Source organism: Streptomyces sp. NPDC002623 (genome assembly GCF_053592635.1).
The window spans coordinates 113,398-134,400 of record NZ_JBSFWB010000007.1; the positions used below are offsets into that span (position 1 = coordinate 113,398).

General features: G+C 69.4%; 25 protein-coding genes and 1 riboswitch. Of the genes, 16 read left to right on the forward strand and 9 right to left on the reverse strand.

Going from position 1 to position 21,003, the window contains the following annotated elements; genetic code table 11:
* Positions 1 to 174 precede the first annotated feature (174 nt).
* Positions 175 to 1,026 carry a helix-turn-helix domain-containing protein gene (locus ACWD4O_RS14855; RefSeq protein ID WP_451280088.1) on the forward strand — a complete coding sequence of 284 codons (852 nt, stop codon included), beginning with the start codon at positions 175 to 177 and terminating at the stop codon, positions 1,024 to 1,026.
* Complete coding sequence (locus ACWD4O_RS14860) at positions 1,023 to 1,259, forward strand: DUF397 domain-containing protein (protein WP_451280089.1); 237 nt, start codon at positions 1,023 to 1,025, stop codon at positions 1,257 to 1,259. The genes ACWD4O_RS14855 and ACWD4O_RS14860 overlap by 4 nt, the downstream gene beginning before the upstream one ends.
* Here the strand turns inward: ACWD4O_RS14860 and ACWD4O_RS14865 are convergent.
* Positions 1,205 to 1,816 carry a DUF5753 domain-containing protein gene (locus ACWD4O_RS14865; protein ID WP_451280090.1) on the reverse strand — a complete coding sequence of 204 codons (612 nt, stop codon included), beginning with the start codon at positions 1,814 to 1,816 and terminating at the stop codon, positions 1,205 to 1,207. The two genes, ACWD4O_RS14860 and ACWD4O_RS14865, sit on opposite strands and share 55 nt — an antisense overlap.
* 134 nt (positions 1,817 to 1,950) lie before the next feature.
* Here ACWD4O_RS14865 and ACWD4O_RS14870 point away from each other — a divergent pair, with 134 nt between their 5' ends.
* The 6 genes from ACWD4O_RS14870 to ACWD4O_RS14895 all read left to right on the forward strand — a co-directional run bounded on the left by ACWD4O_RS14870 (position 1,951) and on the right by ACWD4O_RS14895 (position 4,930).
* On the forward strand, positions 1,951 to 2,175 hold the full coding sequence (locus tag ACWD4O_RS14870) for a hypothetical protein (protein ID WP_451280091.1): 225 nt from the start codon (positions 1,951 to 1,953) through the stop codon (positions 2,173 to 2,175).
* Between the two features lie 43 nt (positions 2,176 to 2,218).
* Entirely contained in the window at positions 2,219 to 2,680 is a 462-nt protein-coding gene (locus ACWD4O_RS14875; protein WP_451280314.1) for a DUF6879 family protein, read from the forward strand.
* Positions 2,681 to 2,703: 23 nt separating this feature from the next.
* Positions 2,704 to 3,558, forward strand: a complete 855-nt coding sequence (locus tag ACWD4O_RS14880; RefSeq protein WP_451280092.1) for a DUF5753 domain-containing protein — start codon at positions 2,704 to 2,706, stop codon at positions 3,556 to 3,558.
* Positions 3,559 to 3,667: 109 nt separating this feature from the next.
* Positions 3,668 to 3,853 carry a hypothetical protein gene (locus tag ACWD4O_RS14885; RefSeq protein WP_451280093.1) on the forward strand — a complete coding sequence of 62 codons (186 nt, stop codon included), beginning with the start codon at positions 3,668 to 3,670 and terminating at the stop codon, positions 3,851 to 3,853.
* Between the two features lie 272 nt (positions 3,854 to 4,125).
* A complete protein-coding gene (locus ACWD4O_RS14890) occupies positions 4,126 to 4,350 on the forward strand; it encodes a DUF397 domain-containing protein (protein WP_451280094.1) in 225 nt (74 codons plus the stop codon).
* A gap of 103 nt (positions 4,351 to 4,453) precedes the next feature.
* Entirely contained in the window at positions 4,454 to 4,930 is a 477-nt protein-coding gene (locus ACWD4O_RS14895; protein WP_451280095.1) for a hypothetical protein, read from the forward strand.
* Positions 4,931 to 5,026: 96 nt separating this feature from the next.
* Here the strand turns inward: ACWD4O_RS14895 and ACWD4O_RS14900 are convergent, their stop codons facing one another.
* Positions 5,027 to 5,602, reverse strand: a complete 576-nt coding sequence (locus tag ACWD4O_RS14900) for a TerD family protein (RefSeq protein WP_358803626.1) — start codon at positions 5,600 to 5,602, stop codon at positions 5,027 to 5,029.
* A 165-nt stretch (positions 5,603 to 5,767) separates the two neighbouring features.
* On the opposite strand from ACWD4O_RS14900, the gene arfB reads away from it, so the two are divergent.
* Positions 5,768 to 6,217, forward strand: coding sequence for an alternative ribosome rescue aminoacyl-tRNA hydrolase ArfB (gene arfB / locus ACWD4O_RS14905; protein ID WP_398424364.1), 450 nt, complete (start codon positions 5,768 to 5,770; stop codon positions 6,215 to 6,217).
* Positions 6,218 to 6,236: 19 nt separating this feature from the next.
* Here arfB and ACWD4O_RS14910 read toward each other — a convergent pair whose 3' ends face one another.
* Both ACWD4O_RS14910 and ACWD4O_RS14915 read right to left on the reverse strand, forming a co-directional pair.
* Positions 6,237 to 6,749, reverse strand: a complete 513-nt coding sequence (locus ACWD4O_RS14910; protein WP_451280096.1) for a GNAT family N-acetyltransferase — start codon at positions 6,747 to 6,749, stop codon at positions 6,237 to 6,239.
* Between the two features lie 49 nt (positions 6,750 to 6,798).
* Positions 6,799 to 7,485, reverse strand: a complete 687-nt coding sequence (locus ACWD4O_RS14915) for a flavin reductase family protein (RefSeq protein ID WP_451280097.1) — start codon at positions 7,483 to 7,485, stop codon at positions 6,799 to 6,801.
* Positions 7,486 to 7,788: 303 nt separating this feature from the next.
* Between ACWD4O_RS14915 and cdgB the strand changes: the two genes are divergently transcribed.
* Positions 7,789 to 9,456: a diguanylate cyclase CdgB gene (gene cdgB, locus ACWD4O_RS14920; RefSeq protein WP_451280098.1), complete on the forward strand. Its 1,668-nt coding sequence runs from the start codon at positions 7,789 to 7,791 to the stop codon at positions 9,454 to 9,456.
* A gap of 132 nt (positions 9,457 to 9,588) precedes the next feature.
* Complete coding sequence (locus ACWD4O_RS14925; RefSeq protein WP_451280099.1) at positions 9,589 to 10,551, forward strand: carbohydrate-binding protein; 963 nt, start codon at positions 9,589 to 9,591, stop codon at positions 10,549 to 10,551.
* A 10-nt stretch (positions 10,552 to 10,561) separates the two neighbouring features.
* Here ACWD4O_RS14925 and ACWD4O_RS14930 read toward each other — a convergent pair whose 3' ends face one another.
* The 3 genes from ACWD4O_RS14930 to ACWD4O_RS14940 form a co-directional block, all read right to left on the reverse strand.
* Positions 10,562 to 11,491, reverse strand: coding sequence for a 1-phosphofructokinase family hexose kinase (locus ACWD4O_RS14930; RefSeq protein WP_451280100.1), 930 nt, complete (start codon positions 11,489 to 11,491; stop codon positions 10,562 to 10,564).
* Between the two features lie 158 nt (positions 11,492 to 11,649).
* Positions 11,650 to 12,834, reverse strand: a complete 1,185-nt coding sequence (gene nagA, locus ACWD4O_RS14935; RefSeq protein ID WP_451280101.1) for an N-acetylglucosamine-6-phosphate deacetylase — start codon at positions 12,832 to 12,834, stop codon at positions 11,650 to 11,652.
* The gene (locus ACWD4O_RS14940; protein WP_451280102.1) at positions 12,834 to 13,775 is read right to left on the reverse strand and encodes an ROK family protein; all 942 of its coding nucleotides are present in this window, start codon (positions 13,773 to 13,775) and stop codon (positions 12,834 to 12,836) included. The genes nagA and ACWD4O_RS14940 overlap by 1 nt, the downstream gene beginning before the upstream one ends.
* Before the next feature lie 236 nt (positions 13,776 to 14,011).
* On the opposite strand from ACWD4O_RS14940, the gene ACWD4O_RS14945 reads away from it, so the two are divergent.
* Genes ACWD4O_RS14945 through otsB form a run of 3 tightly spaced genes read left to right on the forward strand, consistent with a single transcriptional unit; the run spans position 14,012 to position 16,416 of the window.
* Complete coding sequence (locus ACWD4O_RS14945; protein ID WP_451280315.1) at positions 14,012 to 15,235, forward strand: ABC transporter substrate-binding protein; 1,224 nt, start codon at positions 14,012 to 14,014, stop codon at positions 15,233 to 15,235.
* A gap of 43 nt (positions 15,236 to 15,278) precedes the next feature.
* On the forward strand, positions 15,279 to 15,536 hold the full coding sequence (locus ACWD4O_RS14950; RefSeq protein ID WP_451280103.1) for a DUF3263 domain-containing protein: 258 nt from the start codon (positions 15,279 to 15,281) through the stop codon (positions 15,534 to 15,536).
* A 46-nt stretch (positions 15,537 to 15,582) separates the two neighbouring features.
* Positions 15,583 to 16,416 (forward strand): trehalose-phosphatase, encoded by an 834-nt coding sequence (gene otsB, locus ACWD4O_RS14955; protein ID WP_451280104.1) that lies wholly within the window; start codon positions 15,583 to 15,585, stop codon positions 16,414 to 16,416.
* Here the strand turns inward: otsB and ACWD4O_RS14960 are convergent.
* Both ACWD4O_RS14960 and ACWD4O_RS14965 read right to left on the reverse strand, forming a co-directional pair.
* Positions 16,404 to 17,816, reverse strand: a complete 1,413-nt coding sequence (locus tag ACWD4O_RS14960) for an alpha,alpha-trehalose-phosphate synthase (UDP-forming) (protein WP_451280105.1) — start codon at positions 17,814 to 17,816, stop codon at positions 16,404 to 16,406. The genes otsB and ACWD4O_RS14960 overlap by 13 nt on opposite strands.
* A gap of 83 nt (positions 17,817 to 17,899) precedes the next feature.
* Entirely contained in the window at positions 17,900 to 18,844 is a 945-nt protein-coding gene (locus ACWD4O_RS14965) for a glucosyl-3-phosphoglycerate synthase (protein WP_351904458.1), read from the reverse strand.
* A gap of 162 nt (positions 18,845 to 19,006) precedes the next feature.
* A riboswitch (SAM riboswitch) is annotated at positions 19,007 to 19,153 on the forward strand.
* Positions 19,154 to 19,171: 18 nt separating this feature from the next.
* Between ACWD4O_RS14965 and thrC the strand changes: the two genes are divergently transcribed.
* On the forward strand, positions 19,172 to 20,488 hold the full coding sequence (thrC, locus tag ACWD4O_RS14970) for a threonine synthase (protein WP_451280106.1): 1,317 nt from the start codon (positions 19,172 to 19,174) through the stop codon (positions 20,486 to 20,488).
* Between the two features lie 52 nt (positions 20,489 to 20,540).
* On the forward strand, positions 20,541 to 20,816 hold the full coding sequence (locus tag ACWD4O_RS14975; protein ID WP_358803613.1) for a MoaD/ThiS family protein: 276 nt from the start codon (positions 20,541 to 20,543) through the stop codon (positions 20,814 to 20,816).
* The last annotated feature ends 187 nt before the right edge of the window (positions 20,817 to 21,003 follow it).

Genomic DNA, 21,003 nt, shown 5'->3' on the forward strand with positions numbered 1-21,003 from the left:
GAATGTTGTACGCGACGCCACCGTGGCCTGGCCGCCTCTCGGGGCTGCTGCTCTGCGGGTTTACTGGCGTTTGGTGCGCGATGAGAAGAACGGTACGGCACAGGTATGTGACGTCGCATACCTGAGACGGATAATCCACTCGTGTGGGTGGAACGCCGACCAGAAGGGGAACGGATGCCTCCCAGGAACAGTCCGACGGCTCGACAGGCGCGGTTGGGAGCAGAGCTGCGCAAGCTGCGTGAGGCGGCGGGGTTGTCCACCACGGAGGCAGGCACGCTGCTCGGTGGCAACCAGGCGCAGATCAGCCACATCGAAGCGGGCCGCTGGGGTGTCAGCGCAGCACGCGTACGGCAGCTGGCCGTGCATTACGAAGCGGCGAACCTTGAACTGGTGGATGCGCTCTGCTCGATGGCCGAGGAGCGGGGCAGGGGGTGGTGGGACGAGTACCGGGAGACTCTCGCCCCGGGATTCCTCGACGTCGCCGAGCTCGAACATCGAGCTACGTTCCTGCGTTCCCTGCAGACGGTGACGCTCCCAGGGCTCCTGCAGACCGCGGACTATGTACGGGCGATTCACAGCAGTCGAATCCCCGCGCTCTCCGCCGAGGCGGTGGACCTGCGGGTCGAGTTCCGGGTGCGGCGAAGCCAGGTCCTCGAACGTGACGATCCGCCTCCGTTCGAGGCGTTCGTCCATGAAGCCGCGCTGCGGATGCGGTACGGAGGCCGCAAGGTCACGCAGGCGCAACTCGGGCACTTGCGTGCGGTCTCGGAGCGGTCCGCCGTGACCGTGCGAGTAATCCCCTTTGCCTACGAGGGGTTCATCGAGGCGACCCAGCCGGTGCTCTACGCAGGCGGCCCGTTGAAGGAGTTGGACACGGTCCGTCTCGACAGCGCCATGGGCGGCCGTATCGTGCACGCCGAAGCGGGACTCGACAAGTACCGGGCACAGTTCGAACTGGCTGACCGCGCCGCGCTCGATGTCGAGGGCTCCCGTCGGCTGATCCGCGACATCGAGAGAGAGCTATGAGCGCTGCACCCGTACCGATACGTCGGACCGGTCACTGGCAGAAGTCGTCCTTCTCCGGAGTCGACGGCGAAGACTGCATCGAAGTCGCGGACGCCGACCCCCGCCTCCTCCTCCGGGAGAGCGACGCCCCCACCACCGTGCTCGCAGTGCCCCCGCTGAGCCTGCTGGCCCTGATACGTCAGGTGAGAACGCCCAGTTCCGCCTCGATCAGCCCACGAGCCTCCCGCCCGTAGACCGCCGACCGCTCCAGCAGCGCGAACGCCTTCTCGTAGGTGGCGACTTCACGCTCGTCCTTGACGTCGAGCCCCGCCGAGAAGGTCTCGACATGGACGTGACGTCCGTCGAAGATCGTGAAGGAGTGTCCGGGGTAGAGAGCGAGTTCCGCCCGCGCCGGGATGACGCCCAGCTTCAGCCCCGGCAGTTCGAGCGTGTCGAGGAGGTGGGCCAGCTGGCCGCGCATCACCTCGGTGCCGCCCAGATTCGTGCGCAGGGCCTGCTCGCTGAGCAGTACGTGATAGGTACGGCCACCCTGCCCGATGAACTGAGCGCGCGCCGCACGCCGAGCGACCCCCGCTTCGACGTCGTCGGGGATCTCATGGAAGTCGACCACTCTCCGGAAGACGGCCCTGGCGTAGTCCTCGGTCTGGAGGTTGCCCCAAATGACGTTGTTGCAGTAGTGACGCGAGTCCCGCGTTCCACGCACCAGCTCCAGAAACTTGTCCTGGACCGGCCCAGTTCCCTCGCGGAGGTAGTCGTCCCATGTCTGGTGAGTGTGCTTGGGCTGAGTCATGCGGGGAGCTTTCCACCGCTCCGCCGGCCACGAACCTTAAACCCCTGCAAGTACGCGCAAGTTCAGTGCGTTCGCCCGCCTGGAGCGTGCAAGCTCAGTGGAAGAGATCGACAACCCTCGACACGGAGGAAGCCATGGCTCTGCATCTGCTGGGCAAGGACCCCGAATCACCGGAGGGTAAGTCCCCGACGGTGTACTACGACGACGCCACGGACAACTATCTGGTTCAGGGCTGGAAGGTCCTGGACGTCGACCGGCTGTCGGAGCTCGACCTTCCCGAGTACGAGACCGTCGTCGAGATTCCCAAGCGAATGGTGCAGTTCTTCCCGGAGGTGAACGGTGGCGGCGCCGGCGTTTGACGAGTTGTTTCGGCTGGCCAAGAGATCCGCGGTACACCTGGAGATGCGGGACGGCTATATGCAGTCCGATCCGGAGTATGTCGCATGGCGGAACGGCTCTCGCGGTACATCGCGTTACCTCGACCAGGTGACGAGCCCGTGGCTCGCACTGATGCGTGACACTACCGGCCGAGGTGTCACAATCCGCCGGGCACGTATCGTCTCCGAGCCGGTGACGGACTACATCCGTTTCGAGCATCACGTGACGACGGGCAATGTCGCGGCGGGGGAGCAAGTGCGTTGGCTAGCTCGCCGACGGGCGTCGGATATCGCGCTGCCCGGCAACGATTTCTGGTTGTTCGACGACAGTCTCGTCGTGTTCCTGCACTTCACCGGGGACGGAGAGCTCTCCCCGGACGGAGACGAAGAGCGTACTGCCGATCCGGCGGTGGTCCGATTGTGCTCGACTGCCTTCGAATCAGTGTGGGAGCGTGCTGTCCCACATGAGGAATTCGAAGTGACCTGAGCTGATTTGACGGGATCATCGCATTGACCGCGTCACCGGCCTCGGCCGTCCAGGAAGCACGCAAGACCCTGGGCAAGAGACTCCGGGAGATTCGCCAGGCGGCAGGGTTCGCCACGGCACGGGCGTTCGCTGCCCGTGCCGGTTGGCATGAGTCGAAGTCCTCCAGGATCGAGAACGGCGTAACACTCCCCTCGGAGGAGGACATCATCGTCTGGGCTCAGACGTGCGGCAGGGAGGACCAAGTCGCCGATCTGATCGCTACTGCGCGCGGCATAGAGGAGATGTACGTCGACTGGCGTCGACTGGAGCGTGCGGGCCTGAAGCATGTGCAGGATTCTGTTCTGCCGCTGTATGAGAGAACGCAACGGTTCCGTTTCTATCAGTCATGGGTTGTTCCAGGGTTGCTTCAGACACCCGACTACGCTCGGGCTGTGCTTGAGACGGTTGCGTCAATTCGTGACGCTCCGGGGAGCGTTGCGGACGCTGTCGCTGCACGAATGGCGAGGCAGCGCATCCTTCATACCGCCGGCCGTCGTTTTGCATTCCTCGTCGAAGAGTGGGTTCTGCGCACGGTCGTGGGAGACGCCGAAGTCATGGCGGCCCAGCTAGGGCAGCTCATCACCCGGGCGTCGCTACCTTCGGTGAGCCTGGGAGTCATTCCTATGGGCAGGCCCCGTGGGCATGCCTGGCCGACCGAAGCGTTCTCGGTTTTCGATGATGAGAGGGTAGCTGTCGAACTTGTCAGCGCACATCTCAATCTGAGACAGCCTGATGGAATCGCTGACTACGCACGTACCTTCGCTGAGCTGGCAGGCATTTCCGTCTACGGGGAGCATGCAAGGAAATTGATTATCTCTGCCCTTGACGCGCTCGGGTGACCTGGATTCCCCAGGATCATTCGCCTGCAAGCTCGTGCAAGACCGTGGACTCGTAGGTTTCCTGCTTCTTACGGTCGTTGCATCGACCACAGCAGTTGGGGAGGCACCCATGGAGACCCAGAAGCCGAAGGGCTATTGCCTGGCTGACCCTCCGGCGGAGCCCTCCGCCGAGCCGGGCTGTGCCGTGTGTCTGTCCCTCGGTGTCGCGAGACAGAACGCACGCTCCAGCGGTGACTTCAGCGCCGTTTCGGATCGCAACGTCGAACTGCGCGCGCACCACGCCGAGGCCCACTGATGGACATGCAGACCTGGCGGCTGCGGCCGATGGTCACCCATTCCGGGTCGCCGTTCGTGCACGTGGGCGTGGTCCCCGTCGAGCACATCGAGCGAATAGCGGAAGCGCTGCGTGCTGCGGGCGCGTCGGCGCATCAGGAGCGCGACTCTCGATCCGGGTAGCGCACGTACCCCTTACCCCTTCCTCCTTTGGACTCCCGCCTCTGAGGGGCGGCGGCGGTCGCGCATGCGGGCGTGGTCGTGTCAGGTGATCAGGAAGGTGCAGTGGTGCGAATGCTGGACGGAAGTGATCTGTACGCGCTCGACATCAGCGGGGCCTCGTTCGTGAAGGCGTGCGGTGGTCCCTGCTCCGAGGGATGCGTGACCTTGGCCCGGATCGGTGACGGTTCCTGGGCTCTCGGGGACAGCAAGCGGCCGGACGCGACGCCGCTGCGGTTCACGACGGAGGAACTGGACGCCGCCGGCATCGACCTGGCGCGGTTCGGACTGTCTGTCTGACGTTCCTCCCGCCTCCAGCCTCACGAGTCCTCGTCGTCGGCCCTGCCCGCTCCCTGTTCCTTCGCCGGGCGGGGCCGGCCCCTCTAACTCCACGGGACTACCGGTGCATCATCACGGCTACCTCTGGACCGGCCCCAAACAGCGCTTCGACCAGGAAGCGTTGCGTCGGCCCCCGCATCCCGAGCCGCCCCCGGTCGGCAGCAGGCCCGAACTGATCCAGCGGTACCGGGAGGTGGCCGCAGAGTTCCCCACCTCTGATCTTCCTCCGCTGGAAACGGCGCTCTGGCTGATGAAACCGGGCTCGCTCGTCCGGGGGACCTGGGCGGAGCCGAAGGAAGCGGCGGGCTGGCTCGGGGAGCGGCTTGCCGAGTACGCGCCCCGGTTCGCCGCCGAGGGCGACTGCGACGCCGTCCGCCTCGCTCGCGCTGTCGACTCGGCCGCAGCGCAACTGGCGTGCGGCGGTGATGTGTCGTGCGGCTTCTATCTCGAACGCCCCGCGTATCTGTCCCTCGCGGTGGTCACCTGCTCGCCGAACCGCACGGTTCCTCAACTGCCCTGCCCTACAGCTGTAGGGAGATGAACGTGAGTGAGGCCCCCGAGACGCACCGAGGCCCGGCCGGGGGAACCGGTCGGGCCTCGGTGTCTGCAGCTCAGAGCGTCAGGGTGCTGAAGTCGCTCAGACGTTGACGCCGAAGTCCTGGGCGATGCCGGCGAGGCCGGAGGCGTAGCCCTGGCCGACTGCGCGGAACTTCCACTCCGCGCCGTTGCGGTAGAGCTCGCCGAAGACCATCGCCGTCTCGGTCGCCGCGTCCTCCGAGAGGTCGTAGCGGGCGATCTCCGTGCCGCCGGCCTGGTTCACGATGCGGATGTACGCATTGCGGACCTGGCCGAAGTTCTGCGAGCGGTTCTCCGCGTCGTAGATCGAGACCGGGAAGACGATCTTGTCGATGTCGGCCGGGAGGCCGGCCAGGTTGACGTTGATCGCCTCGTCGTCGCCCGCGCCCTCGCCGGTGCGGTTGTCGCCGGTGTGGACGATGGTCTGGTCCGGCGTCTGCTTGTTGTTGAAGAAGATGAAGTGGGCGTCCGAGTACACCTTGCCCTCGGGGTTGACCGCGATCGCCGAGGCGTCGAGGTCGAATTCCGTGCCGGTGGTGGTGCGAACGTCCCAGCCGAGGCCCACGGTGACGGCGGTCAGGCCCGGAGCCTCCTTGGTGAGCGAGACGTTGCCACCCTTGGACAGGCTTACAGCCATGGTTGGGAGTCCTTCCCTCGTTGTGTACGGCTTCGCGCGGGTACGAAGCTACAGCTATCCCTATGAACGCAGCGAAGGGTGCCCAAGGTTCCCCGCGACTCCCCGTTTCTTTACTTTCTTTACCAAGGGATATTCGCGTGACGCGGGGGCGGGCGGAGCGGGAACATGGTGGGCATGTCTGGTCCCTATGTCGTCCGCGGCTCCGTCTCCCTCCCCGAGGCCGAGCTCATGTGGCGTTTCTCGCGGTCTTCGGGGCCGGGTGGGCAGCACGTCAACACCAGCGACTCGCAGGTGGAGCTCCGTTTCGACCTCGCCCGCACCGAGGCGCTGCCCGAGGTGTGGAAGGCGCGGGCGCTCCAGAAGCTGGCCGGGCGGCTCGTCGACGGCGTCGTCACCGTCCGCGCCTCCGAGCACCGTTCCCAGTGGCGCAACCGTGAGACCGCCGCCGTACGCCTCGCCGCGCTCCTCGCCGAGGCCACCGCCCCGCCGCCCAAGCCGCGTCGGCCGACCCGGATCCCGCGCGGGATCAACGAGCGCCGGCTGCGGGAGAAGAAGCAGCGGTCGGAGACCAAGCGGGGGCGGGGGAGGAGCGGCGGCGGCAGCGACTGGGGGTGAGCCCCGGAGCCCCGGAGGGCTAGGAAGGCTCCAGGGAGAGGACGCCCACCGTCTCGCCCTCGCTCTTCTCGCCGTTCTTCCGGAATCCCAGCCCCAGATAGAAGTCCGCCGGACCGTTCTCGCCCTCGTGCCAGGTCACGTACATCTCCCTGGTTCCCCGGCGGCGCAGTTCCGCGGCGACGGACTCCACGGCGAAACGGCCGTACCCGCGGCCCTGCTCGTCCGCGGCGATGTTCAGCCGCCACAGTCCGGAGCGGATCAGTCGGCCCTTCCCGTCCCCGTCCCTGTCCCCGTCCCTGTCTCCGTTCCCCGTCCAGTCGATGTCCAGGAACGCCATCAGGAAGCCCACGGGCCGCTCGCCGTCCATGATCAGGCGGGGCCAGGCGACGCCGGCGGGGTGGACGTAGGCCTCCGCGAGGGACTGCATGACCGGTGAGACCGCGAACTCCTGGTCGGGGCGGACGCGAATGCCGGTCGCGGCCTCGAAATTCCGGGGGGTTATTTCCTCCAGGCGGAGTGTTGAACGCGTCATGCGGGCACCCTAGGTGCACCCCGCACGGGCGGCCACGGAATTTCCGGCGTCACCCCAACTGCCGGTAACGGCCCCGGAAATAGACCAGCGGGCCGCCGTCCGCACTCGGTGCCGACGCGGTCAGCACGCGGCCGATGACGAGGGTGTGGTCGCCCGCCGGAACGGTCCGTTCCGTGCGGCATTCCAGGGTCGCCAGGGCCCCGCCGACCAGGGGCGCGCCGGAGGCCTCGCCGCGGACGTACGGGATGTCCTCGAAGAGCAGGCGGTCGCTGATGCGGCCCTTCATGGCGAAGCGGCCGGCGATGTGCCGCTGGCTCTCGGAGAGCACCGACACGGCCCACAGGGGCTGTTCGTCGAGCAGGTCGTCCATGCGGGAGCCTGTGCGCAGGCTGACCAGGACCAGCGGCGGGTCCAGGGAGACCGACACGAAGGCCGTCGCCGTCATGCCGACGTCCTCGCCGTCCGGCGCGCGGGGGTCGTCCGGGTCCAGGGAGGGTTCCCGGGCGGTCACCAGGACCACGCCGTCGGCGAGCCGGGACATGGCGGCGCGGAACTCGTCGTTGCTCACCCCCTCAGCATGACTGGGGGGAGTCTTCGGTACGGTCCTGGATACGGTCTCGAGCGCGTCTGAGGGCACGTCGGGAACGCTAGTGTCCGTCCGGGGCCCGCCGCATCGGACCTCAGCCCGACCTTCGGCCGGGTAAGGTCCTAGGACCGCGGACCGACCTTTCCCCATGGATGTTCCGCTCTCCATGAGCTCTCCCTGAACCATCCATGAGCTCTCCATGGACGTTCCTGTCCGTGTTTAGGAAACACACAGGAAAACGCGGAAACTCCACTCAAATGTTCATGTTCATCTGTGACTTGAGTCACAAGTCGGACTAATTGTTGACCCTGTGTACCGAGTGAGCAGCGCGCTGTGATTCAGTGGCGGAGGCGTCACAACGAGACACACACCGACAACAGAGCACCAGAAACGACGTTACGCCGAAGACAACCCTTGATTCGCTGCGAAGTCTCGGGGGGAGGGCGAAACTATATGGAGACCGAGTCGGAGCCGTACGTCCGTCTTGCGTCCCTGCGACAGCTGCACCAGGTCATGGCCGACATGAACACGGCCCGCAGCCTGGCGGACACCTTGCAGACGGTCGCCGACGGCGTGGTCACGGCACTCGGGTACGAACTGGCGTGCGTCAATCTCGTGCGCCCCGACGGCGATCTCGTGGTCGCCGCTTTCTCCGGCAATCCGGCCGCCGAGGCGCTCATCACCGGCCGGGTCGGCTCGCGCGACTCCTGGGACCGACGCCTGGGCATGGGCGAGACCTGGGGCGACCTGATCTTCATACCCCACACCGAGGGCTGGATCCTCGACGACGACGACGTCCCGCAGTGGTACACCGACGGGCCCGCGCCGCGCTTCGAGGACGAATGGCACCCCTCGGACCGGCTCTTCGCGCCCATGTACACGCCCGCGCCCCCGGGCAGCGGCGGCCCGTGCGGCGAGCTGATCGGCGTGCTGTCCGTGGACCGGCCGCGCAACGGCCGACGGCCCGGCGCGTGGGGCCGTGAAGCGCTGCAGATGTACACGTTCCAGGCCGCCATCGCCATCAGCAACGCACGTCTACGCGCGAATATGCAGCGGGCACTGGTCAGACTCGAACGCGAGCAGCAGGCCCTGCGCGCCAGTGAGGAAAGCTTCCGGCAGGCCTTCGAGTACGCCCCCTCCGGCATGGCGATAGCCGAGATGGGCGGCGACCAGCACGGGCGGATACTCCGGACCAACGACGCGCTCTGCCGGCTGCTGGGCCGTCCCGCCTCCGCGATGCGCCGCTACGCGTTCTCCGACCTCGTCCACCCCGAGGACATAGGCACCCTGCTCCGCACCTCCGCCGAGGGCGGCCGCGCCGAACTGCGACTGGGCCGCCGGGACGGCACCTACGTCTGGGTGAGCCTGCGCAACTCCGTCGTCGCCGACGCGGCCGACGGGCCCCGCTTCCTCCTCACCCACGTCGAGGACATAGAGGACCGCAAGCGCCGCGAGCTCCAGCTCGCCCACCGCGCCTCGCACGACTCCCTCACCGGCCTGCCGAACTCCGCCGAACTGCGCTCGCGCCTGGCCGCCCGGCTCTGTCAGCGCCCGCAGTCCACCCACCCCGCGGCCGTCGACGCCATGGACACGGCCTACGGCCACGCCGCCTTCGACGCCAACGGCCACGGCTTCGACTACCGGCCCGGCGGGCCCGAGTCCTTCGACGGCTACGACCACCATGTGCACACCGCCGCCCCCGAAGAGGGCGTCGACGACGGCGCGAAGGGGCTCGCGGTCCTCTTCTGCGACCTCGACGGCTTCAAGTCGATCAACGACCGGTTCGGGCACAACGCGGGCGACGCGGTCCTCATCGAGGTCGCCCGCCGGCTCTCCCGCCAGGTCCGGGACGGCGACACGGTCGCCCGGCTCGGCGGCGACGAGTTCGTGATCCTCGCCGACGGCCTCGGCCGCGCCGACGCCGCCGACCTCGCCGTACGTCTGCGCAACGAGATCATCCAGCCGATCCGCGCCGAGGGCCGGGCCGTGCGGGTGGGGGCCAGCTTCGGCATCGGCTGGGCGCATTGCGGGATGACCGCGGACGAAGTGTTGAAGTCCGCCGACGAACGGATGTACGTCGAGAAACGATCTCGTCCCAAACAGCACAGACGCGCGGGATGAGTCCCAGGTCAGCCGCAGTGTGGGAGCCGAGTCACCTGTTTGGGGCAGCGAGAGCGGGTAGGCTCGCCCTTCTGAACCGCCATTCTGAACCCGCATTGCATCAGCCCCGCACCTGTTGAGGAGTACGAAGGGATGACGCCCGGCAATAACGGCGCGAGCACGCCCGAGGACGACGACCCGTTCGGCTACCTCTACGCCGACGGCCAGGCCAACGGCGCGCAGCCGCCCTCCGGCGGTGGCTACGGCTACCCGAACTCGGTCAGCCGGGTGCGTGCGGTCGGCGAGCGCAAGTACGGACAGCAGCAGCCGCAGCAGCAGACCGCGCAGTACGGACAGCCGCCGACGGTCCCGCAGCAGCAGGGCGGGTACGGCCAGCCGAACGCGAACTACGGGGCGCCCGAGAACTTCGGCGGGCCCCCCACGGGCCGGCAGCAGCCGACGCCCGCCGGCGGCGGTCGCGGCCGTGGACCCAACACCAAGGGCCTGCTGATCGGCGCGGTCGCGGTGGTCGCCGCCGTCGTGATCGGCATCGCGGTGGCCATGGCCAACGGCGACTCCGACACCGGCGACAACGACAGCGCCGGCGGCCAGACCTCCTCCGCCCCCTCGGCCTCCGAGAGCGCCTCGCCCAGCGCGTCGTCCACCGGCGAGGAGGAGGCAGCCGAACTGCCGACGGTCGACGCGAAGGCGCTGAACCTCGGCGGCGCGGCCGCGCTGGCCTCGGACGTCGAGGGCGCGGACGCGGCCGGCGGCACCTACGTCGGCAACCTCAACCAGGTCGGCAACTCCGTCACCTGGACGGTCAACGGCATCCCGTCGAAGGGCACTTACACCCTGTTCGCGCACTACAGCGCGGCCGGCGAAGACCAGTCGATGACGCTCACGGTCAACGGCAAGACCTTCGGCAGCAAGCTCAATCTGGGCAACTTCGCCCATGCCGCGGACGGCGACTTCGCCAAGGGCTGGACGAAGACCTACTCGTGGCCCACGCTCACCAAGGGCACCAACACGATCTCGATCTCCTGCCAGGACGGCGACAAGTGCAACGTCCTGCTCGACCAGCTGTATCTGAAGGCGGGTCAGGTCAAGAACTGAGCCGTCGGGTTCAGGCCGCCGTGGCCTCGCCCGTCACCCTGATCCGGCCGAGCAGTTCCTCGTAGCCGGCGCGGTCGAACTCGCCCGCTGCCGGGGCGAGTACGGTCGCCGCGGAGAGGGCCAGCGCGCGGGCCAGGCGGTCCGGCCACGGCAGACGTTCGACCAGGCCGGAGAGCAGGCCCGCCGAGGCCGAGTCCCCGGCCCCCGTCGGGTTGCCGTGGATCCGGGCGGGCGGGACGGCCCGCCAGCGGCCCTCCGGGGTCGCCGCGACCAGCCCCTCGGCCCCGAACGAGGCCACCACGGACTGCGCGCCGCGCCGACGGGCGTCCTGAGTGGCGCGCAACGGCTCGTGCGAGCCGGTGAGTTCGGCCAGTTCGTCGGCGTTGGGCTTGACGATGTCCGGGCGGGCGGCGATCCCCCGGCGCAGCGGCTCCCCGCTCGCGTCCAGCAGTACGGGTGTCCCCGCGGCCCGTGCCGTGCGCACCAGCCCCGCGTACGCGCCCACCGGCACCCCCGGCGGCAGGCTGCCGCACAGGGCCACCGCGTCGGCGTCGGCGACCAGCACCTCGTACGCCTCCTGGAAGGCGGACCACTCGGCCGGTGCGATGACCGGGCCGGGTTCGTTGAGCTGGGTCGTGTCCCCGGTGCGGGCGTCGACGACGGCGACCGTGCGGCGGGTGGCCCCGGCGACCGGCACGAGCGCGTCCACCACCCCTGCCGTGCGGGTGAGTTGATCCTGTACGACCCGGCCGGTTGCGCCGCCCGCGAAGCCGGTGACCGTCACCTCGTGGCCGAGGGCGGCGAGCACCCGGGCGACGTTCAGCCCCTTCCCGCCGGGCCGTTCCGTCACGTCCGTCACCCGGTGCGAGGTGTGGGGCCGCAGCGACGGTATGCGATAGGTGATGTCGAGAGCGGTGTTGAGCGTGACGGTGAGGATCACTGGGCCGACCTCCCTCGACTGCCGGCGTTCGCCGTGCGTTTGCGTGCGTCCGGTTGCGTGCCGGCGCGCTTCCGTACTTCTGGAGGCCTGATCATGCCAAAAGGACGGTGGCCGGCCCAGTCCTCGGGTCAGCCACCGTCCCTGTGTGGACGGACGTTTCAGGCCAGTTGGGGATCCACCACCCAATCCCCCTTGCGCATCACGCCCTTGAGCTCGAAGTTCTCGTCCAGCAGGACCAGGTCGGCGTCCTTGCCGGGTTCCAGGGAGCCGATCCGGTCGTCCATGCCCAGCAGACGGGCCGGGTTGGCGGACAGGGCCGCGACCACGTCCTCCACCGGGAGCCGGTCGATCGTCACCGCCCGCTGGAAGGCGCGGTCCTGGGTGAGGGTGGAGCCCGCGATCGAGCCGCCCTCCACCAGCCGGGCCACCCCCTCGCTGACCTCGACCTCCAGCGGGCCGAGCCGATAGCGGCCGTCGCCGAAACCGGCCGCGTCCATCGCGTCGGTGATGAACGCGACCCGGCCCGCGCCCGCGTGACGGAACGCCAGCTCCAGGGCGGCGGGGTGGACGTGCGTGCCGTCGTTGATCAGCTCGACCGTCACCCGCTCGTCCTCCAGCAGGGCGGCGATGGGGCCGGGGGCGCGGTGGCCGAGTGACGGCATCGCGTTGAAGAGGTGGGTGGCGACGGTGGCTCCGGCCTCGATGGCCTGAACCGTCTGCTCGTACGTCGCGTCCGTGTGCCCGACGGCGGCGATCACGCCGTGCTCGGCGAGCAGCCGTACGGAGTCCAGGCCGCCGGGGAGCTCCGTCGCCAGGGTGACCATCTTCGCCCGGCCGCGCGCCGCGTCGATCAGCTTGCGCACCTCCGCCGGATCCGGGTCGCGCAGCAGCGCCTCGGAGTGCGCGCCCTTGCGGCACGGCGAGATGAAGGGGCCCTCGAAGTGGATGCCGGCCAGGTCGCCCTGCTCGGCCAGCTCGCTCAGCAGACCGGCCTGGCGGACGAGGACGTCCATGTCGTCGGTGACGGTCGAGGCGACGACGGTGGTGGTGCCGTGCAGCCGGTGGGTGTGGATGGCCTTCTGGACGTCCTCGGCCGTCCCGGAGAAGGAGGCTCCGCCGCCGCCGTGGTTGTGCAGGTCGATGAAGCCGGGGACCAGCCAGTGGCCGGACACGTCGAGTTCGTGTCCGCCACGGGCGGCTTCGGCGGTGATTTTGGTGCCGCTGATCGTTACGCGGCCGTCGGGGATCGTGCCCGTGGGGAGTACCACCCTTGCGCCGGTCAGTACCTGCGGGTGCGTCGTGGCTTTTTGCGCAGTTCCCCGCGTCCCTAGAGGGGTGGCCATCAGGGTGTTACCTCCATACCGTCGGTTGATTTGAGAAGGTCCCAGGCCAGGAGGCCTGCGCCCAGGCAGCCGGCGCTGTCGCCCAGGGCTGCCGGGACCGTCTCCGGGAGTTTTTGGAAGGTCACCCGTCGGCGGAGTGCTTCGCGTAGTGGTGTGAACAAGGTTTCCCCCGCCTCCGCCAGGCCGCCACCGATGACGAGGACGCGTGGGTCCAGCAGGGTGAGAGCGGTGACCAGGCCGTCGGCGAGGGCGTCCACGGCCCCCTGCCAGACCCGGACGGCGTTCGGGTCGCCGGACACGACGGCCTTCGCGCAGTCCGCGGCGTCCGCCTTCGGGTCTCCGCAGGCCGCCGCCCAGGCCTCGCTCACCGCGGCGGCCGACGCGAACCGCTCCAGACAGCCGTGCTGCCCGCAGGGACACGGGGTCCCGCCGGGCCGTACGACGATGTGGCCGATCTCGCCCGCGAAGCCGTGCGCGCCCGCCTCCACCCGGCCTTCGACGCCGATCGCGCCCGCGATGCCGGTGCCCAGGGCCACGAACAGGAACCGGTCCGCGCCGCGGCCCGCGCCGATCCGGCCCTCGGCGAGGCCGCCGGTGCGCACATCGTGGCCGAGGGCGACCGGGATGCCGAGCCTGGCGGCGAGCAGCTCGCGCAGGGGTATGTTCCGCCAGCCCAGGTTGGCCGCGTAGGCGGCGACGCCGTTCGCCTCGTCGACGATGCCGGGGACGGCGAGGCCGGCGGCCGACGCGGGCTCGCCGAACTCCTCGACGCCGTGTTCGTGCAGGTCGGCGGCGAAGTCGAGGATGCCGGCGACCACCGCGTCGGGGCCGCGCTCACGGCCGGTGGCGCGGCGGGCCCGGTGCAGCAGCGCGCCGTCCGCGCCGACCAGGGCGGCCTTCATCCCGGTGCCGCCCACGTCCAGGGCGATGACATGTCTCACCGGAACAGTGTGGACCTAGGACCCGCGAGAGGTCTAGTCCACTTACCGGTATGGAGGTAGCGTGCGCGTCAAGACCCGCAAGAGGTCTAGTCCAATTGCGTGGTGTAGACCTTACTCCGGATAACGGATCCATTGGTATGAACATTCAGTTTGGGATTAGTGGACGAGTGATGGAGAGCGGTTCGGTGCAGCGGGCACGAAAGTCAGGAACCATCGCGGCGGCGTCCGCCCTCGGCATGGCGGCGGTCCTGGCCGGCTGCGGGCTGACCTCAGGCTCCGACGACGTCACCCTGAGACTCGTCGCCGCCGACTACGGCGACAGCAGCGCCAACAGCTCCGAGAAGTACTGGGACAAACTCGTCAAGGCGTACGAGAAGAAGCACCCCGGCGTCACCGTCGAGGTGACCGTGTACTCCTGGAACGACGTCGACGCCAAGGTCAAGGCGATGGTCGACGCGGGCGACGCCCCCGACATGGCCCAGATCGGCTCGTACGCCGACTACGCGGCCGACGACCTGCTCTACAAGGTCGGCGACGTCCTCTCCATCCCCGTCGAGGCCGACTTCGTGTCCCAGCTCGCCAACGCGGGCGATGTGCGCGGGATCCAGTACGGCATGCCGTTCGCCTCCTCCACGCGCCTGCTGTTCTACAACAAGACCCTCTTCGCGAAGGCCGGGCTCACCCCGCCGACCACCTGGGCCGAGCTGGCCAAGGACGCGAAGGCGCTCAAGGAGGAGGGCGTGAAGTACCCGTACGCCCTGCCCCTGGGCTCCGAGGAGGCGCAGGCCGAGACCCTGCAGTGGCTGCTCAGCGGCGGGGGCGGCTACTCCCAGACCGTCAGCAGCTACAGCATCGACTCCGTCGAGAACGTCGACACCTTCAACTGGCTGAAGAACGACCTGGTCGGCAAGGGCCTGACCGGGCCGGTCGCGCCCGGCAAGCTCAACCGGGCCACCGCGTTCACCGCGTTCGCCGCCGGTGAGGTGGGCATGCTCAACGGGCACCCCTCGCTGATGAAGGCGGCCGAGGCCAAGGGCGTCGAGTTCGGCATGGTGCCGATGCCCGGCCTCGACGGCCCGAGCAAGGTCTCCTTGGGCGTCGCCGACTGGATGACCGCGTTCAAGCAGAACGGGCACGGCGACCAGATCGGGGACTTCCTCGACTTCGTCTACAGCGAGGAGAACGTGCTCGACTTCTCCCGCGAGTACGACCTGCTGCCGGTCACCAACTCCGCCTCCCAGGTCATGGGCTCGGCCAAGGAGGACGCCGACCTCAAGCCGTTCCTGGAGGAACTCGCCCTCTCCGAGTCCTACCCCGTCGGGCGGACCTCCTGGGCGAAGGTCAGCGCGGAGATCAAGAAGCGGATCGGCCAGGCCGTCGCTGCGAACGGCAACCCGGCCGATGTGCTGGGCGAGCTCCAGACCACGGCCACGACCCTGGAGAGCGCCTCCGGCGAGTGAGCCGACCGGGCCGGGTGTCAGTCGTGCGCGTTACCTTGCGGGTATGGAGCAGCGAGCGGACGAGGCGGAGGACGCGGGCGGGCTGGGGGCGCTGGAGCGGCGCATCCTCGCCCTGGAGCGGCGCGGGTTCTCCGGCCCCGGCGTGAAGGAGCGGGCGATACGCGAGGAACTCGACCTGTCCCCGGTCCGCTACTACCAGCTCCTCAACGCCCTCCTCGACGACACCCGGGCCCTGGCCCACGACCCGGTCACGGTGAACAGGCTGAGAAGGGTGCGGGACACCAGGCGAGCCGATCGCTGACGCGATCGCCGGCACGTGGAGTCCGGGGCGTGGATATCGTCGCCGTATGGGCATCCACGCACCCACCACCGCAGCCGGACGCACCGCACTCGACGCGATCCTCGCCGAACCCTCCCGCACCCTCGTCGCCCTCGACTTCGACGGCACCCTCGCCCCGATCGTCGAGAACCCCGAGGACGCCCGGGCGCACCCCGACGCCGTGCCCGCGCTCGCGGCCCTCGCACCGAAGATCGCGGCCGTGGCCGTCGTCACCGGGCGGCCCGCCGAGGTCGCCGTACGGCACGGCGGGTTCGCCGGGGTGGCAGGGCTCGCGCAGCTCACCGTCCTCGGGCTCTACGGAGCCGAACGCTGGGACGCGCGCACCGGCGCCCTGAGCGCCCCCGCCCCGCACCCGGGAGTCGCCGCCGTCCGCGCCGAGCTCCCGCGGGTCCTGGCGGCGGCCGGGGACCTGCCGGGCGTGTGGGTGGAGGAGAAGGCCGGCCAGGCCGTCGCCGTCCACACGCGTCGCGCCGCCGATCCCCAAGCCGCGTTCGAAGCGCTGCGCGCGCCCCTCGGCGACCTCGCGGTCCGGCACGGACTGATCGTCGAGCCCGGCCGGATGGTCCTGGAGCTGCGCCCGCCGGGCATGGACAAGGGCATGGCCCTGCTGGAGCACGTCCGCGAGACCGGCGCGCGGAGCGTCCTGTACGCCGGTGACGACCTCGGCGACCTGCCCGCCTTCGCCGCCGTCGAGCGACTGCGCGCCGACGGCGTCCCCGGGCTGCTGGTGTGCAGCGGCAGTACCGAGGTCGGCGAACTCGCGGAGCGCGCGGACCTCGTCGTCGACGGGCCCGCCGGGGTCGTGGCGCTGCTGCGGGAGCTGGCCGCTCAGCTCGGCTGAACCCCGGGAGCCTCCCGCAGGGCGTTCAGCTGGTCCAGGAACCACTGGGCCGGGGGGAGCGCGGTCGCCGCCGCGGACAGCCGCTTCGTGCGCTCGGCCCGCTCCTCCGGTTTCATGGTCAGCCCTTCGTACAGGGCCCGTGCGGTCTCCAGGACGTCGTACGGGTTGACGACGAGCGCGTCCTCGCCCAGTTCCCAGTACGCCCCCGCCTCCCGGGACAGCACCAGGGCGCAGCCCTCGTCGGAGACGACCGGGACCTCCTTGGCGACCAGGTTCATGCCGTCGCGGATGGGGTTGACCAGGGCGACGTCCGCGAGGCGGTAGGCGGCGAGGGAGCGGGCGAAGTCGTCCTTGAGGTTCAGCAGGACCGGCGTCCAGCCGGGCGTGCCGTACGCGGAGTTGATCTCGTCCGTCAGACGCTGCACCTCGGCCATGTAGTCCCGGTAGACGGCGAGGTCCTGGCGGGAGGGGTAGGCGAACGCCACGTGGACGACCCGCTCGCGCCATTCCGGGTGGTCGTCGAGCAGCTGCCGGTAGGCCAGCAGCCCGCGCACGATGTTCTTGGACAGCTCGGTGCGGTCGACGCGGACGATCGCCTTCCGGTCCGTGCCGCCGATCTCCTCGCGCAGGGCGGCGATCCGTTCCTCGACGTCCGCCCGGTGCGAGCGCTCCCGCAGGAAGTCGGCGTCGGCCCCGAGGCCGTGCACGCCGACCTGCGTCTTCCCCGGCCCGCCGGCGTACTCCGCGCAGCACGCGGTGAACGCGTCCGCCCAGCGGTGGGTCAGGAAGCCCAGGCGGTCCGCGCCGAGCATGCCGCTCAGCAGCTGTTCGCGGATGTCCGCGGGCAGCAGGCCGAAGTAGTCCGAGGGGGCCCACGGCGTGTGGGAGAAGTGCGCGATCCGCAGGTCGGGGCGGAGTGCGCGGAGCATCCCCGGGACCAGACACAGGTGGTAGTCCTGGACGAGGACGGCCGCGCCGTCCGCCGCCTCCTCCGCCAGGGCCTGCGCGAACGCGTGGTTGTACGTCTCGTACGAGGCCCACTGGCGGCGGAACTCCGCGTCGAAGACCGGTTCCAGCGGGGTCTGGTAGAGCAGGTGGTGGACGAACCACAGGACCGAGTTGGCGATGCCGTTGTACGCGTCGGCGTGCACATCGGCCGGGATGGGCAGCATGCGCACGCCCTCCTCGCCGACCCCGCGCCGGACCGCCTCCCGGTCGCCGTCGGACAACGCCGAGCACACCCACAGCGCGCCCGCGTCCGGCCCGATGGCCGACAGGCCGGAGACCAGCCCGCCGCCGCCGCGTTTCGCGCGCAGCGAGCCGCCCTCGTCGACCGTGTACGAGACCGGGCCGCGGTTGGACGCGACCAGGACCTGAGCAGCTCCACCGGTGGTAGCCATAGACCTCAACCTAGCCCGCTCCGGAAACGCTCAAACGTACGGTCGCCCTGTGTGGCCAGGACGTATACAACGGGTGTGCGGTGTTACGCGACCTTGCGGGACTGGTACTCCGCGATCTCCGCCATCGGCGGCCGCTCCTCGGTGTCCACGGAGTAGGTGCGCGGTTCGAAGCCGTCCGGGCTGCGTTCGAACTGGGTGAGGGAGGGGCGGATCAGGTGTCCGCGGGCCAGCCGGAGCTGGGCGGTGCGGTAGATCGCCGCGGCCATCCGGCCGAGGGCCTGACCGTCCTGGTGGCGGTGCTTGCGGACGCCGACGTCGACCTGGGCGAGGGCGTCGAGGCCCACCAGGTGCAGGGCGTCGACGAGCATGCCCAGCTCCACGCCGTAGCCGACCGGGAAGGGCAGCTGCTCCAGCAGGCTGCGGCGGGCCGCGTACTCGCCGCCGAGCGGCTGCACGAACCCGGCCAGCTGCGGCCAGTGCATGTTCAGCAGGGGCCGGGCCATCAGCTCGGTGACCCGCCCGCCCTGGCCGGCCGCGCCGCCCAGCGGACGGTCGTACATGCCCTTGACGAGGTCCACCCCGGGGTCGGTCAGCAGCGGGCCGACGATGCCCGAGACGAAGTCGGAGGAGAACTCCTTCAGGTCGGCGTCGATGAAGCAGACGATGTCCCCGCCGGTGACGAGCAGCGAGCGCCACAGGACCTCGCCCTTGCCGGGCACGGCCGGGATGCGCGGCAGGATGTCGTCCCGGTGGACGACCCGGGCTCCGGCCGCCGCGGCGACCTCGGAGGTCCGGTCGGTCGATCCCGAGTCGACGACCACGATCTCGTCGACGAGCGGGACCTGCTGCATGAGGTCGTGGCGGATGATCGCGACGATGTCGCCGACCGTCTCCTCCTCGTTCAGCGCGGGCAGCACCACGGACACCGACTGGTTCGTGGCGCGCTTGGCGGCCAGGATCCGGTGCAGCGGGCGATCGGTCCCCGACCAGGAGCGGGTGGCCAGCCAGCGCTCGACCTCTTCCAGCACGGCGGCTCCTCACATCTCGCGTACATCTCGCGGTTCGGACGACTATCTCAACGATCCTGGGCTTCGGTTACAGTCTTGAACAACGCGGATGACCATCGCATGTCCGAGGTCGTCCACGGTTCAATGAGATCAACGCACTCATTGAGATCAACAACCGAATACCGCTCATCCAGAGGGGCAGAGGGATACGGCCCGATGAAGCCCCGGCAACCCTCCAGCCGGTCTGACCACGTCGTCGTGGTGAGGCTCCCGGCTCGGGAAGGTGCCAAATCCGTCTCACGGCGAAGTGCGTCGTGAGGAAGATGAGGAGAAAGGGCCTCCCCTCACATGGCTGCGCAGAACGTTGCAACCGAATCCACCGTTTCCTCCGCCTCCAGCTCCAGCTCCGCCTCGGCCGTCGACCTCGGTCCCGCCGCGGCGTTGAACTGCCGTGAGTGCGGTCACCGCGTGCCCCTCGGGCCGGTCTTCGCCTGCGAGGAGTGTTTCGGCCCGCTCGAGATCGCGTACGACTTCTCCTCCTACGACACGGAGGAGCTCCGCAAGCGCATCGAGGCGGGACCCGCGAACGTCTGGCGCTACGCGCCCCTCCTGCCGGTCCCGGCCGACGTCGCGGACAAGCCGAACATCAACCCGGGCTGGACCAAGCTCGTCCAGGCCGACAACCTCGCCCGTGAGCTGGGCGTCGACGCCGGAAAGCTCTTCGTCAAGGACGACTCCGGCAACCCGACGCACTCCTTCAAGGACCGCGTCGTCGCGCAGGCCATCGAGGCGGCGCGCGCCTTCGGCTTCACCACCCTCTCGTGCTCCTCGACCGGCAACCTGGCCGGCGCGGTGGGCGCCGCGGCGGCCCGCGCCGGCTTCCGCTCCTGCGTGTTCATCCCGCACGACCTGGAACAGGGCAAGGTCGTCATGGCCGCGGTCTACGGCGGCGAGCTCGTCGGCATCGAGGGCAACTACGACGACGTCAACCGCTTCTGCTCCGAGCTCATCGGCGACCCGGCGGGCGAGGGCTGGGGCTTCGTCAACGTCAACCTGCGGCCGTACTACGCGGAGGGGTCCAAGACCCTGGCGTACGAGATCTGCGAGCAGCTCGGCTGGGTGCTTCCCGACCAGCTGGTCGTGCCGATCGCCTCCGGCTCGCAGCTCACGAAGATCGACAAGGGGCTGCAGGAGCTGATCAAGCTCGGGCTCGTCGAGGACAGGCCGTACAAGATCTTCGGCGCTCAGGCCGAGGGCTGCAGCCCGGTGTCCGTCGCGTACAAGGCGGGGCACGACGTCGTCCGTCCGCAGAAGCCGAACACCATCGCCAAGTCGCTGGCCATCGGCAACCCGGCGGACGGTCCGTACGTGCTCGACATCGCGCGTCGTACCGGCGGTGCGGTGGAGGACGTGACGGACGAGCAGATCGTCGACGCGATCAAGCTGCTGGCGCGGACCGAGGGCATCTTCGCGGAGACCGCCGGTGGAGTGACGGTGGGTGTGACGCGCAAGCTGATCGAGAACGGTCTGCTCGACCCGACGCTCACGACGGTCGTGCTGAACACGGGCGACGGTCTCAAGACGCTCGACGCGGTGGCCGGCACGGGACTGACCGCGACGATCCGCCCCAACCTCGAGTCGTTCCGCGACGCGGGTCTCGGCTAGTCACTGCCCCGCGCCCCCGCGGGGCGCTCCACCTGACCGGAGGTCGAAAGTCATGAGCGTCACCGTCCGCATCCCCACCATCCTGCGCACCTACACCGGCGGCTCGGCCGAGGTGAAGGCCGAGGGGGCGACCCTCGGCGAGGTCATCGCCGACCTCGAGAAGAACCACACCGGCATCGCCGCCCGCGTTCTCGACGATCAGGGCAAGCTGCGTCGGTTCGTCAACGTGTACGTCAACGACGACGACGTCCGCTTCGAGCAGGGGCTTCAGACGCCGACTCCGGACGGCGCCGGCGTCTCGATCATCCCGGCGGTCGCGGGCGGCTGAGCGGCGGCCGGGCGGCGGCCGGGCAGTGACTGACCGCTGTTCAGTACCCGTTGGTAGTAACCGTCGGTAACAGCGATTACCGAGCGTTCATCGAATTGCCCTCTCCGCGATAGAAGCGGAGGGGGCAATTCAGTGTGGTTGAGCGCGGTACAGTTGGGGAACCCGGTCCGGATCACCGGATCCGGAG